This window comes from Alkalibacter mobilis (assembly GCF_015594845.1).
GTDB lineage: Bacteria > Bacillota > Clostridia > Eubacteriales > Alkalibacteraceae > Alkalibacter > Alkalibacter mobilis.
Genome location: NZ_JADNRK010000003.1, coordinates 38,835 through 52,646 on the forward strand (window position 1 = coordinate 38,835; position 13,812 = coordinate 52,646).

The following is a 13,812-nucleotide window of genomic DNA, read 5'->3' on the forward strand; positions in this document are numbered from 1 at the left end:
TTATGCACGCTTTTTAAGAAACGGATTTTTTAAATACTCCAAACGGTTTTCCCAATGGAATAAATTCTCTCTCAAAATGCTTGTTCAGCACAGATGCACCTGCTCCGTAAAAAGACAATATTGAAATAACCAGCTCTGAAACTGCCGCCAAGCCGTGAGTGATCTCCGGCATAAATTGAAATGAGTTTAAAAACAACCCTATAAAGAGCAAGTCAATAAAAAAGAATATGGCAAACAGAACCTTATTGGTTTCCATGGCACCTATGGTCATCATCATGGTAAATATCAAATATCCAAGAAAAGCAAATCCAAGTTGTCGAGGATCCACATCGGAAGCGAGTCTTTCTCCGAAAACTCCCAATTTAATGAGCCAGCTGGCCGCTACTCCAAACCAAAAAAATGCGTATGCGCCAAAGGCAGTCATGCCAAACGTATTACCCAGCTTCCCATCGACGATGCTTGCATACAACTGGGCAAATGCACCTAAAAAGACAGCCCAAGGAACGATAAATGCCAAACCATCCGTTAAACCCAATTTCTGGGACGAAGCCACCAGCGTCACCATTCCCAACCCAAACAATCCCAATGCTGATGGATCAGCCCAGGTCGCTTTTACTTTTATTGTTTCTTCTTTCAAAAATGTTTCCTCCTAAAATCCAAAATGTGATTTGTTAATTATTGTTTATTTATTAACATAACTAAGATAATAAATAAAAAGCACCATGCTGTCAATGATATGTCAGCATAATGCCGGTTATTCGCTCTAAAATAAAGCTTTTGCTCAGTTTGTTGATCTTATAGCGCCAAGGCTCCGATTGAAGTTAGTATTGAAACAAGTATGCCTGCAACAGAGGATCCTGCCACTGCGGCAAGAACGCTTTTTTTAAATTTCATATTGAGCAATGAAGCGATCAGACATCCGGTCCAGACACCGGTTCCCGGAAGTGGGATACTTATAAAAAACGCCAAACCCAGGTATCCGTATTTTTCGATCACATCTTTTTTCTTCATTCCCTTATTGTATATCCAATCTCCCAGCGGCTTGAATGTTTTCGTTTCTCTCATCCAGTCCAGGATAGATGGTATCAACCAAAGTATGAAAGGTGCCGGGACCACCGATCCGAGCACAGATATCATATAGGTTTCATAGTAGTTCAAATTCAATCCCAAAATCCCAAATGGGATCGAAAATCTAAGTTCAAACACCGGTACCATGGCCGATATAAAAACCTTAATCAAATCGGGAAACCCCGACAAAAATTCAATCATATTTTCACCCTTGCCATATTTTTTTGTTATATTATATAATAACACAGCCCGCACTTGTACGGGCTGTTTTTAGAATACAAATTTTCCGTTTTTATAAAATAATTCTCCGTCGACATAAATTTCACCTTGGTCTTTCATGTTACACAGCATGTCCCAATGTATGACAGATTCATTTTTTCCTCCGCTCTTGCCGTAAGACTTGCCCAGGGCCATGTGGATCGTACCACCCATTTTTTCGTCATAAAGCATGTTTTTCGTAAATCTGTCGATTCCATAATTGGTTCCGATCGCCACTTCTCCCACCATTGATGCTCCGGGATCAGTCTTTATCAGTGCATTAAGAAGATCCTCCCCCTTTGCTGCCGATGCCTTCACTACCCGGCCTTTTTCGAACACGAGCCGTATGTCCTCGATCTCCTGACCGGCATAAATACCGGGAAATGAAAATCTCACATGGCCTTCCACGCTGTCTTCGACTGGGCCCGTAAACACCTCTCCGCTTGGGAAATTGGTATGGCCGTCGGAATTTATCCAAATTCTGTCTTTGACGCTCATTTTTACATCCGTATCCAAGGAAATTATTCTGATTTCCCTCTTGCCATTCAGAAAATTGACGACTTTCTCTTGATCATCGTGAACTTTTTTCCATTCAGCTACGGGATCATCCTTATTGAGCAGGCAAGCATTGGCAACAAATTCTTCGTATTCCCTCAATGACATTCCTGCTTCCTGAGCCAGACCTTGGGTGGGATACATGCATAGCGACCAATCAAGTTCTTTTGAATCGACTCTGTCATTGTATATTTTATTGATCCTTTTTCCGCTTTTTCTCAACATCGATATTTTTTCAGCTTTTACACCGCTTAAGTATTTGGTATTCGGCACACCGCCAATATTTAAAATTTTGTCGGCATTTTTCACTATCGCTTCGTTAACGGGGCTTTCAAATGACAGTTGGTCATCGCTGCCTTGCTTGAGGAGCATCTCATCAAGCTGTGTTCTTAAAACGACTTGGGGATGTCCACCCGCTTTTAAAATCTCTCCATAACATTGTTCGATCAATGGCATGGCCTCAACATATCCCTGAATGACAACAAAGTCCCCTTTTTTAACAAACAGTGAATATTCAATCAACGTCTTGGCATATTTTTCAAGTATTTCAGTACGCATGGAAACTCTCCTAATCTACATCTTCCTGTGGTTTTAGTATCTCATCGACTTTGGTTTGTATTTCTTCTTTGATATCGTCCAGATTTTGTCTTGCTTCAAGCACCGTTTTCCCTTTGATCGAAAAATATACCTTGATCTTGGGTTCAGTTCCTGAAGGTCTTATACAAAACCAAGAACCGTCTTCCAGATAGGCTTTGATAACATTAGACTTTGGCAGTACGATATCTTCACTGCCTTCCCCAACAAGATTTCTCTTTCCTGAAAGATAATCTTCTATAACCGCAACTTTTTTTCCTGCCCAGTTCATGGGCATCTGTTTTCTAAAGTAATCAACTATTTTCTGGATTTCCATGGCACCCTGTTTTCCCGCCATCTCCATTGAGACTATGTCGTCAATGCAGAATCCGTAAAGTTCATATACTTCGTTCAACACGTCTCCCAAGGTTTTTCCTGTTTCCTTATAATACAAGGCCATTTCTGAAATAATCAGAGATGTCATTATGGCATCCTTGTCTCGACAGTGGGTTCCAGGGAGATATCCGTAGCTTTCTTCAAATCCCAGTATAAAATCTCTCAACTTTGTTTTGGAATACTCTTCCACCAACTCACCTATGTACTTGAATCCGGTCAATGTATTTATTACTTTTACACCGTACGTCTTTGCGATGTCTTCAACAATTTCTGTAGACACGATGCTTTTTATGATCACGCCTTTTTCAGTTAATCTGTCCTGCTCCTTCATGGTGTTCAACATATAGTATGTCAGAAGTATCCCAATTTCATTTCCTGTTAACAGTCTGAATTCGCCATTATTCTCTTTGTAGGCGATCCCAAGCCTGTCTGCATCCGGATCTGTTCCCATGATGATGTCGCCGTTTTCCTTTTCAGCCAGCTTTATTGCCAAGTCGAAGACATCCCTTTTTTCGGGATTTGGTTCCTTGACTGTGGGGAAATTTCCGTCCGGATTCTCCTGCTCACTCACCACATGCACGTTATCAAATCCGGCTTCCTTTAACGCTCTTCTTAACGGAATATTGCCCGAGCCATGGATCGGAGTGTATATTATGCTTATATCATCATTTTTGGCTTTGATCAAATTAGGTCTTGAAACGCCTTTCAGAATTTCTGTGATGTATGGGCCATCGACCTTCTCAGAGATGTACTCAAGATATCCCTTTGCCAAGGCATCCTCTTCAGTCAATTTTCTTATGGCTTTAAAATCGATGATTTCGTTAATAAGATCACTGATTTCAGTGGCTGCTTCCGGCGTAAGTTGGTAACCCTCCTGCCAATATACTTTGTATCCGTTATATGCGGGGGGATTGTGGCTTGCGGTTATGACGATTCCACTTATACAGTTGAGCTTTCTAATGGCAAATGACAATTGCGGGACCGACCTGAGAGATTCAAAAAGATATACCTTGATATTGTTGGCCGCAAGCACTCTTGCGGCACTCAAAGCAAATTTTTCAGAATTATTCCTGGAGTCGTACGCTATTACCACTCCCCGCTCCATGGCCTTCAGTCCCCATTTGGATATATAGTTGGCCAAAGCCTGAGTAGTCATGTCAACAACATAGGTATTCATTCTGTTGGTTCCCATGCCCATTATTCCTCGCAACCCTGCGGTGCCGAATTCCAAATTTTTATAGAATCTATCTTCCAACTCTTTTTTATCTTCAATTATATTTTTAATTTCATCTTTATCGGCTTCTTCAATATACTCGCTATCCAGCCACAACTGACTTCTCTCTTCGTACAACATTATTTCATCCCCCTTGTATTGATATACTTTAGTTTATCGTCCATTTTAATTACACAAACCATCCGTAATTTATACTAGTGTTAATCATAATAATTTATTATATCATAATTGCTACCCATTAAACATAATTAACAACCATCCAGAGCCAACTAAAATTGTTTGCTTTAATCGATACGAGCATCTCATTTTTTGATTTTCCATTGAGCCAGCCTTTAATGTACCCTTGATACAAGAAAGTCAAAGCCTTTTATATCCTATGTGGTACCGCCAAACAACCAATGGGTATATAATATTAATAGAATGGATGGAGGTGCAATATGGATCATAAAAAATTTGGCAACAAGTATTTTGTTAGATTGGACAAAGGAGAAGAGATAGTCGCATCGCTTCAATCACTGTGCCAATCTGAAAATATCAAATTAGGCTATTTTCAGGGATTCGGTGCAGTCAACAAGGTCGAACTCGGACTTTTCAAAACTGTTGAAAAAGAATATAGCGTTAGAACGTTGGAGGGCGATTTTGAAATCACGAGCCTTTTGGGCAATATCTCAACTAAAGATGATGAGACATACCTTCACATGCACGTAAATTTGTCAGACATTGAAAACACGGGCTTTGGTGGGCATTTGAATAATGCCTATGTCAGCGCTACCGTAGAAATTTTTATCGAAGCCATAGACGGCCTTGTAAAGAGAGAGTTCGATCCCGAAATAGGGCTTAACCTATACAAGTTCGATTGATTCCAAACCGACTGCTAAAGTCGGTTTTTTTCATCATGAGATATTTCCTTTAAAAGATGCTTACTTCACAAAACCTTCCATGTCCATAGTTTGTTTGATTAATCTATTTGGTTGTGGTAAAATTATCATGATTTTTGCTCACATCTCAACTTTTCGGAAGGAAGGGTTCTTTTGCGGAAATTAATACTTTTGCCTTTTTTGTTTTTGATCTTATTTTCATTTGGATGCACCGTAAATGACGATACAAACAATGAAGATTCAGTCAAAGATGAAGAAATCAAGCGACTTGAAAATAAAATAGAAGCCCTGGAACATCAGATTTCCGATCTGGAAACCGAGATCGAAGTCATTGAAACTGAAAAATCCAAAGGCAAGGAATTCATCAACAATGCCATAACACTGATATCTCAAGATGAATTGTATGCAATTGCAGCCCTGGACTGGGAGTACTCCCTAATGGCAGACGAATATCCCATCAGCGACGACGGGAGCGTGCTTATCAACAAAAACTCATTTTCCATAACAGTTTCAGAGGCCAAGAACCCGTTTAGCATCTTGCCCGTAGACATATCCAATCTGGGCAAGGTCAGTGGGAGCCTATTTTCAAATCATATTCAATTCCCCGACAGAAAGCCTTCAAATACTGCTGGAAGTGAAGATGAATATATTTCTTCAACTACATATATTTTTGAAAACTTGTATAATGGCGAGCAAATAAAGATACAGCTTTCCACTGAACTAAAGGAAAGGTTAGAACTTGAGTCTGAAATTGTATCTATAAAGGTATTCATCGATGAGAGCTTGGAAGATGATACCATCCGCCAACAGCCAAAATAAGAACTTTTTAAAAAAATCCGAACCGCAGTTCGGATTTTTCTAATTTTTTGTCAAGATATCGTTTTTCAACGTCCACAACTTTTCAGAAAGATCTACGTGATATTCGTGTGGATTTGTAAATCGTGTCGTCGCAGGCCACATCGACTCGATTTCTTCCTTAAGATGATTTTGAATTTCTTTCATGCTGGGCATTTCATAAACACATTTTCCATCAATAATTACGGGGACCATCATGTCTCTAACATTAAAATCCGTCAAGACTCTTTTTTTCCAAGTGTACACAGGATGGAAAATGGTCAAAGGTTTGGTCTCGTCGATCTCTTCCTCATCAAGCATAATTAGATCCGCCAAAGCTTTTTTAGTTTTGTTGTCGTAAATTCTTACTACCTTTTTATATCCGGGATTGGTGATCTTCCCAGGATCGTTTGATATTTTGAGCTTGTTGTAGATTTCTCCACTACTCTCTATTTGGGCCAGCTTATAGACGGCCCCCAGAGCCGGTTGGTCATAAGCGGTGATCAATTTGGTGCCAACACCCCACAAATTGATTTGTGCACCTTGTAATTTTAGATCCCTTACCAAATACTCGTCCAAATCTGAAGATGCAGATATGACGGCATCTTCAAATCCTGCTTCATCCAACATGACTTTCGCTTCTTTTGACAAATAAGCCAAATCCCCCGAATCCAATCTTATGCCGTAATTTTTCGGGAGTTCGCCCGCATCTCTCAACTTGCTGAAGACCTTTATGGCGTTAGGCACTCCTGAACCCAGAGTACTGAATGTATCCACCAATAAAATCAGATTGTTGGGGTTAAATTTCGTATAGGTCCAAAAGGCGTCATACTCAGTAGGATAACTGAGAATAAAACTGTGAGACATTGTTCCTTTTGACGGGATATCTATGATCTTTTCCGATTCTACATTGCTGGTACCTGCACAACCGCCGATGACAGCCGCCCTTGCTCCATATAAGCCCGCCTCTGATCCATGAGCTCTCCTGAGCCCAAATTCAAGAACTGGATCGCCTTCTGCAGCCTGTACTATTCTGGCAGCCTTCGTAGCAATCAAAGTTTGATGATTTATCATGCTCAACAGCGGTGTTTCAATTATTTGTCCCTCTATCAAAGGTGCTTTGATCCTAAGTATCGGTTCATGCGGGAAAACAATGGATCCTTCAGGAATCGCATACAATTCTCCTGTAAATTTAAAATCCCTAAGATACTCCAAAAATTTTTCAGTCAACTCCGGATGATTTTTCTTTAGCATCTCTATGTCATCATCCTCGAACCCAAAGTCCAATAAATATTCAACGACTTGCTCCAGGCCAGCACAAACCATATATCCGCCGTTAAAAGGGTTGTTCCTGACAAACAAGTCAAATACAGCTACTTCCTGGTCCTTTCCGTCGTTTATATATACATTGCTCATGCTTATCTGATAATAATCCGTTGCCAACTGCTTGCTTCTAAGGCATTTCATTTACGCGATTCCTCCGTTCGATTGATACATTAATTTTACACCTGTAAAAAGCATATTGCAACTAACAGATCCGGTCAAATTTTCACCGTATAAAATTAGTTGCGATCTTTTGTCTTTTTTCCGGTTCCGTGATTTTTCCCTTTCCCAATTCTATCAATTTTAGAAGCCATGCCATATTTTCACCTAATATTTCCATGGTCTGCATCCCTTCAAGATCTTCCAGGACTTCCCCAGGTCTACCACCATGTATTCCGTTCCAGTAGTTGGATCCGGGCACCATCATTTCACTGATCAAAAAATATTTGTTCAGCTGTTCGAGTGCAACTGTTTCTCCTGATCTTCTGGCGACCGTTATTCCTGCTCCAACCTTGTGTCTGAACAAACCACCGTTGGCTCCTCCCACATAAAAAGCCCTGTCCAAAAATGTTTTGAACCCACCGGCAATTCCGGAATAATAGACTGGAGATCCCAATATTATTCCGTCCGCCTCCTTCATCTTTTGAATCCAAGTGTTGACCTCGTCATTTTTTATAACACAAGTTTCGTCTTTCTTCTTTCCACACGTGCCACAAGCGGTACAGCCGGACAAAGCTTTGTTTCCCACATGGATTATTTCCGTTTCGATTCCTTCTTTTTCAAGTATCTCGCTTATTCTATATAGTCCATTATACGTATTTCCTTTTTCCTTGGGGCTTCCATTAAATGCAACAACTTTCATTTCGATCTCCTCCTCTAAAGTTTCCTTGTTTTATTTTACTTCCTTTTGATCTTTGTGTCCAATGCCGCTTAAACTCGGGTTATCGATATGTTTTGAAAATCTAAAAGACATGTTATACTTAAACTATTGAAACACTGATCAAAGGAGGTGCAACCTTGTCCAACATCATTTTTCTCGTAGACATGAATGCCTTTTATATAAGTTGTGAAACCACAAGAAATTCTGAGTTGGCATGCCACCCATCAGCAGTTGCCGGTGATCCGAAAAACAGAACAGGCATAATCCTTGCGGCGAATTATAAAGCACGTTCCATGGGTGTAAAAACCGCCATGTCTGTTTATCAAGCCAAACAATTGTGTCCACAGATAAAACTTGTGCCGCCTGATCATAATTTTTATAAAATCAAATCCAATCAAGTCATGAGACTCTTAAGATCATATACTCCCTTGGTGGAAGAAAACAGCATCGATGAGGCCTGGTTGGACATGACCGGATCCATCAAACTTTTTGGAACACCGGAAGAAACCGCTCAAAAGATCATGGATCATATCGAATCTGAACTTGGGCTTTGGTGTTCAGTCGGAATATCAGAAAACAAATTTTTAGCAAAAATGGCCGCTGAAATGAAAAAGCCAAAAGGTATAACTCAATTGTGGCAACGTGATATCAAAGACAAAATGTGGCCGATGAAAGTGGATAAGCTCTATGGTATTGGTGCTAAAACAGCTGAAAAGCTAAACCGGGAAGGAATTTTCACCATAGGTGATCTGGCCGGTGCAGATCATAAGATCTTGCTTAAAAAGTTTGGTAAATCAGGGTTGGAAATTTACAACCACTCCCATGGGATCGACCAAAGTCAGGTGACCGCACACGACCACAACGATGTAAAGTCTATCGGCAAATCAGTTACCCTTTCAAACAATTTATCCGACCTTACAAAAGCCAAGTCCATACTTTTATCCTTGAGCGACCAAGTAGGCACCCGAGCACGAAAATTAGAAAAAAAAGGAAGGACTGTACAAATAACCATAAAATATTCAGACTTTAAAACCATCACAAGGCAACAAACACTTGAAGCCACCTCGGTGACAAAAACAATATACAACACCGCTGTGAATCTATTGGAAAGAAATTGGGAATCCAACAGGCTCATACGTCTGTTGGGAGTAACACTGGGTGATTTCAATCATGAATGTCAAGAATCCCAGATTTCAATCTTTGATGCTTTATACACTTCTGAAATTCCGAAAGATCATTCCAATGAAAGAGATTTGACTTTGGAACATACCATCGACCTCATAAGGAAGAAATTTGGTCATGACTCACTCAAACCCGCAGTTCTTGTCAGAGCAAACAACGAAAAACAGTACATAAAATAAAAATTCAATCAAACATTAAATAATGGAGGTATTTAAATGACAGATTTTCACAGGAATAATAGGGAAAAATTATTAAAAAACATGGAGGAAGGATCCATCATTTTGGCATTCGCGGGAAAAGCTCCACATCGCTCCAGAGATGCCTACTACCCTTTTGAAGTCAACAAAAACTTTTTCTATTTGACGGGAGTAGACCGGGAAAATATTATATATATGGGAGTTAAACATTCCGATTCAACGGAAGAATTTCTTTTCATAGAAAAATCTGATCCGGTTTTGGAGAAATGGGTGGGCAAAAAACTGACCAAGGAAGATGCGACAAAAATCACTGGGATCTCAAACGTTGCCTATATCAACGATTTAAAGTCAAAGATCAACAATTTGCTTCAAAGCACCGGTAGATCCATAGATAAAATTTACCTTGACATGTTTGTCAACTCTTACGATGACAGTCCCTCTCCCGGGATTGCACATGCTAACAAGTTCAAAGAAAAATACCCTCACGTGACTATCAGGGATTTTTCCAAATCAATAGCTGCGCAAAGATTCATCAAAAGCGATTCAGAGATAGAAAACATGAAAAAGGCCATCGACATAACCAATGAGACCTTTAAACTTTTATTGAGCAAATCCTCCTCCTGCTCCTACGAGCATCAGTTGGAAGCTTATCTGGATTTTTCATTCAAGCTTCATGGAGCTGATCATGCATTTGATACAATAGCAGCATCGGGTAAAAATGCAACTATCCTCCACTATGTTGAAAACAATGCCAAAATACCCGAAGACAGCCTGGTAATGTTTGATTTTGGAGCCAGATGGAATTACTACTGTGCAGATATCAGCAGAACCTTCCCTGCAAAAGGCAAGTTTTCTCAAAGACAGGCGGCCGTATACAATGTTGTTTTAAAAGCACTTAAAGAAACAACAAAGATCATGAAGCCCGGGGCTCTGATGAAGGACGTGAACGAATTTGCAAAAAATCTTCTGGCGGAAGGGGCTATGGAACTAGGACTCATCAAAGAAAAATCTGAAATAGATAAATACTATTACCATGGGATCGGACATCCCCTGGGGCTGGATACCCACGATGTGGGAGACCGGGACATGACTCTCCAACCGGGCATGGTATACACTTGCGAGCCGGGGTTGTACATAGAAGAAGAAGGCATCGGTGTGAGGATAGAAGACGACATATTGATAACCGAATCGGGTAACATAAATCTATCAGAAAGTATAATCAGGGAAATCGAAGATATCGAAAATTTTATGAACAACTGAAAAAATAAAAGCGTAAAGTCTTTTTATAGGACCTTACGCTTTGTATTTATTTTAGATTTGTCTTCATATTACTCGTAATCAACCGGCAAGTCTGTTCTGACGATCTGTATGAATGTCTTTCCCGCTGGCAGGGGAATTTCTTCACCTGATTCATCGTAATAAACCGTGAGTGAATCCTTGTCTTTTCTTTCCCAAGTTCCTTTTTTCATTTTGCCATCTGCAAAATAAAGGCTTTCGCCGCTGCCTATGAGGTCGATATTGGTATATACCATGCCCTCAACTTTTATGTGCTTCGCTCTTTGAACTATAATATTTTTGACTGTGACCTGCTCCCCATTTTCTTTGTCCACCATGGGATCTCCGTTTATACTTCTTTTGTACAGTCCTGATTCAGCGTCATAGTCGTATGTGATCTTGTTGATGGACTGGTACGCCAAACTTATTTTTTGAGCAGTTTCTCCTTCAAAGACAAGTTCTTGGTCAAAATAAATCGTCCTTGTTCTGTCAGGCTTGTGTGTGTCATCTGCAAAATCAGAAAGCTTCAGATAAGCATTATGCGGTGCTTTTCTGTCCGAGGTCCTAAAAAAAGCATTACTCGACATTCCGTCGAGCATGGGCGCTGTAACACCCAGTTCTTCTCGAATTTCATAAATGTTTTGACCTGCTGGAGTAGACCCTCCATAGAATGCAAACAAGAAGTTCCACTCGCTCCACAAATGTATCTGCTGTTTTCTCGCACTTCTGACCGGCCCTACTTTATCGGGAAATTCACTGTGAAAGAACGCTGTCAATCTGGTGATCTTTGATTCAACTTCGATTTCATAAATCAAATCAGCACCGCTTATTCCACTTTGGGGTCTTGCCGCAGGAGTATTTTCCATTTGTACCATCATAGGATAACTTTCACCATCGTATGATTCCCCTGTAAGCGGAGAGATCCCCTCATCAAGTTCATCATATTTGGCAATATTTTCTACAGGATCAATGATTGGATCCGGATCTACGGGTTCGTTTCCATTTCCGTTTTCATTTTCTGGTTCCACATCTGCGCTGCATCCTGTAAAAATCAAAAATGTTATTATCAATATCCACAGAGCTAATTTTTTCATTATTTCATCACCTCAAAGATAATTATGTGTTTTCCAAAAACATTAGTCAAGTCAAAATTTACACCGGACGTTCATCTTTGGCGCATACAAAAAAGCGATGCGCTTGTCTGCGCATCGCTTTGATCAATTTATTTCCTTCATGTAATTTATCAGACCGCCCTTTTTGATTATGTCTATCTGACGATCTGTTATGTCGACTTTAGTCTTGATTTGTATATCTTTGGTCTTGTCGACAATAGTCATTTCTTTCTTTCCAACACTGTCAAGTACATTCTCCATTACCATTTCGTCCATTAAACTGATTTTATCGTAATCTGATTCATCGACGAATACTAGCGGAAGTATTCCGTTGTTGATCAAATTGTTTTTATGTATCCTGGCAAAAGATTTTGCCACTACCGCCTTGATCCCCAAATACAAAGGCGCCAGTGCCGCATGCTCTCTACTGGAGCCTTGGCCGTAATTATGTCCTGCCACAATTATACCCCCGGAATTTTCCTTTGCCCTTTCAGGAAACTCGGAATCGCATGGAGTCAGGCAATAATCGGACAAATATGGAATATTCGATCTGTATGGAAGCAGCTTTGCGTTCGATGGCATTATATGGTCGGTGGTTATGTTGTCTTCCACAATGATAAGGACTTTTTTATCGATTTTGTCTTCCAATACGCTGGTTTTAGGAAAAGGTTTTATATTTGGCCCTTTTACCACTTGTACGTCATTATTGTCTTCTGCAGGTTCAACTATCATGTTGTCATTGACTTTGAACAACTCGGGTATCTCAATATCTAAAGCCCCGACAGGGATATTTTTTACCGGGTCGGTTATCACTCCCGTAATTGCCGAAACGGCGGCCGTTTCAGGACTTACGATATAAACATCTGCATCTACCGTTCCACTTCTGCCTTTGAAATTTCTGTTGAATGTTCTTAATGAAACTCCCTTGGTATTAGGTGATTGACCCATTCCAATACAAGGTCCGCATCCGCATTCCAGTATTCTTGCACCTGAATCTATGAGCTTCGCCAAAGCTCCATTTTCAGCCAACATGTTTAGAACTTGTTTTGATCCCGGAGCAATTACAAGGGAAACATTTTCAGAGACTGTTTTGCCTTCAAGAATATTGGCAGCCTTCATTAGATCAAGGTATGAGGAATTTGTGCAGCTGCCGATGGCAACTTGATTTACCTTGGTACCTTCAAGCTCCGAAATGAATTTAACATTGTCAGGAGAATGTGGACATGCAGCCATAGCCTGAAGTTCATTCAGGTCCACAACGATTTCCAAATCGTATTTTGCATCAGGATCGGCTTTCAATTCAACGAAATCCTTTTCTCTTCCTTGGCTTTTCAAAAATTGCATTGTTATATCGTCAGATGGAAAAACCGATGTTGTAGCTCCAAGTTCGGCACCCATATTGGTTATAGTGGCCCTTTCTGGTACAGTCAGCGACTTCACTCCTTCACCAACGTATTCAAATACTCTGTTGATTCCACCTTTGACTGTGCATCTTTTTAAAACTTCAAGTATTATGTCTTTAGATGCAACGCCCGGATTGAGTTTGCCTTTCAGCTCTACTTTGACAATTTCAGGCATGGTGATGTAGTAAGGTCCGCCTGCCATGGCCACAGCCACATCAAGTCCTCCTGCTCCAATGGCAAGCATGCCCACGCCTCCACCTGTGGGAGTATGGCTGTCTGATCCCAGTAAAGTTTGTCCCGGCACTCCAAATCTTTCAATATTTACCTGGTGACATATTCCATTTCCCGGTTTTGAATAATAAATGCCGTGTTTTTTTGCCACCGTCTGTATGTAAATGTGATCGTCCATATTCTCTGGACCGGTCTGCAACATGTTGTGATCGATATAAGCCACGGATCGGTTGGTTTTTACTCTAGGCACTTCCATAGCTTCAAATTGAAGATACGCCATGGTTCCTGTGGAATCCTGGGTAAGGGTCTGGTCGATCTTTATTGCAATTTCTTCTCCTCTAACCATTTCGCCAACAGCCAAGTGGTTTTTTATTATCTTTTCGGTAATTGTGTAACCCAAACTATCATCTCCT

At 40.4% G+C, this 13,812-nt stretch carries 12 protein-coding genes; 4 read left to right on the forward strand and 8 right to left on the reverse strand.

The window, feature by feature from the left end; translation table 11 throughout:
• Nucleotides 1–13: 13 nt before the first annotated feature.
• The 4 genes from IWB18_RS02215 to IWB18_RS02230 form a co-directional block, all read right to left on the reverse strand.
• Complete coding sequence (locus tag IWB18_RS02215; protein ID WP_195681966.1) at nucleotides 14–637, reverse strand: acetate uptake transporter; 624 nt, start codon at nucleotides 635–637, stop codon at nucleotides 14–16.
• A gap of 158 nt (nucleotides 638–795) precedes the next feature.
• The gene (locus IWB18_RS02220; RefSeq protein ID WP_195681967.1) at nucleotides 796–1,269 is read right to left on the reverse strand and encodes a COG2426 family protein; all 474 of its coding nucleotides are present in this window, start codon (nucleotides 1,267–1,269) and stop codon (nucleotides 796–798) included.
• 69 nt (nucleotides 1,270–1,338) lie between these two features.
• The gene (locus tag IWB18_RS02225) at nucleotides 1,339–2,439 is read right to left on the reverse strand and encodes an aminopeptidase (protein ID WP_195681968.1); all 1,101 of its coding nucleotides are present in this window, start codon (nucleotides 2,437–2,439) and stop codon (nucleotides 1,339–1,341) included.
• A 10-nt stretch (nucleotides 2,440–2,449) separates the two neighbouring features.
• Nucleotides 2,450–4,204: a phospho-sugar mutase gene (locus IWB18_RS02230; protein ID WP_195681969.1), complete on the reverse strand. Its 1,755-nt coding sequence runs from the start codon at nucleotides 4,202–4,204 to the stop codon at nucleotides 2,450–2,452.
• 317 nt (nucleotides 4,205–4,521) lie between these two features.
• On the opposite strand from IWB18_RS02230, the gene IWB18_RS02235 reads away from it, so the two are divergent.
• Both IWB18_RS02235 and IWB18_RS02240 read left to right on the forward strand, forming a co-directional pair.
• A complete protein-coding gene (locus tag IWB18_RS02235; protein WP_195681970.1) occupies nucleotides 4,522–4,944 on the forward strand; it encodes a PPC domain-containing DNA-binding protein in 423 nt (140 codons plus the stop codon).
• A gap of 171 nt (nucleotides 4,945–5,115) precedes the next feature.
• Nucleotides 5,116–5,781, forward strand: a complete 666-nt coding sequence (locus IWB18_RS02240) for a hypothetical protein (RefSeq protein ID WP_195681971.1) — start codon at nucleotides 5,116–5,118, stop codon at nucleotides 5,779–5,781.
• A gap of 39 nt (nucleotides 5,782–5,820) precedes the next feature.
• Here IWB18_RS02240 and IWB18_RS02245 read toward each other — a convergent pair whose 3' ends face one another.
• Nucleotides 5,821–7,263 carry a nicotinate phosphoribosyltransferase gene (locus IWB18_RS02245; protein WP_195681972.1) on the reverse strand — a complete coding sequence of 481 codons (1,443 nt, stop codon included), beginning with the start codon at nucleotides 7,261–7,263 and terminating at the stop codon, nucleotides 5,821–5,823.
• An 82-nt stretch (nucleotides 7,264–7,345) separates the two neighbouring features.
• A complete protein-coding gene (locus tag IWB18_RS02250; protein WP_195681973.1) occupies nucleotides 7,346–7,981 on the reverse strand; it encodes a flavodoxin family protein in 636 nt (211 codons plus the stop codon).
• Nucleotides 7,982–8,136: 155 nt separating this feature from the next.
• Between IWB18_RS02250 and dinB the strand changes: the two genes are divergently transcribed.
• Nucleotides 8,137–9,360: a DNA polymerase IV gene (dinB, locus tag IWB18_RS02255; protein ID WP_195681974.1), complete on the forward strand. Its 1,224-nt coding sequence runs from the start codon at nucleotides 8,137–8,139 to the stop codon at nucleotides 9,358–9,360.
• Between the two features lie 36 nt (nucleotides 9,361–9,396).
• Nucleotides 9,397–10,638 carry an aminopeptidase P family protein gene (locus IWB18_RS02260; RefSeq protein ID WP_195681975.1) on the forward strand — a complete coding sequence of 414 codons (1,242 nt, stop codon included), beginning with the start codon at nucleotides 9,397–9,399 and terminating at the stop codon, nucleotides 10,636–10,638.
• A 68-nt stretch (nucleotides 10,639–10,706) separates the two neighbouring features.
• Here IWB18_RS02260 and IWB18_RS02265 read toward each other — a convergent pair whose 3' ends face one another.
• Together IWB18_RS02265 and IWB18_RS02270 are read right to left on the reverse strand one after the other, a co-directional pair.
• Complete coding sequence (locus IWB18_RS02265; RefSeq protein WP_195681976.1) at nucleotides 10,707–11,747, reverse strand: DUF3048 domain-containing protein; 1,041 nt, start codon at nucleotides 11,745–11,747, stop codon at nucleotides 10,707–10,709.
• Nucleotides 11,748–11,870: 123 nt separating this feature from the next.
• Complete coding sequence (locus IWB18_RS02270) at nucleotides 11,871–13,799, reverse strand: aconitate hydratase (protein ID WP_195681977.1); 1,929 nt, start codon at nucleotides 13,797–13,799, stop codon at nucleotides 11,871–11,873.
• Nucleotides 13,800–13,812 lie beyond the last annotated feature (13 nt).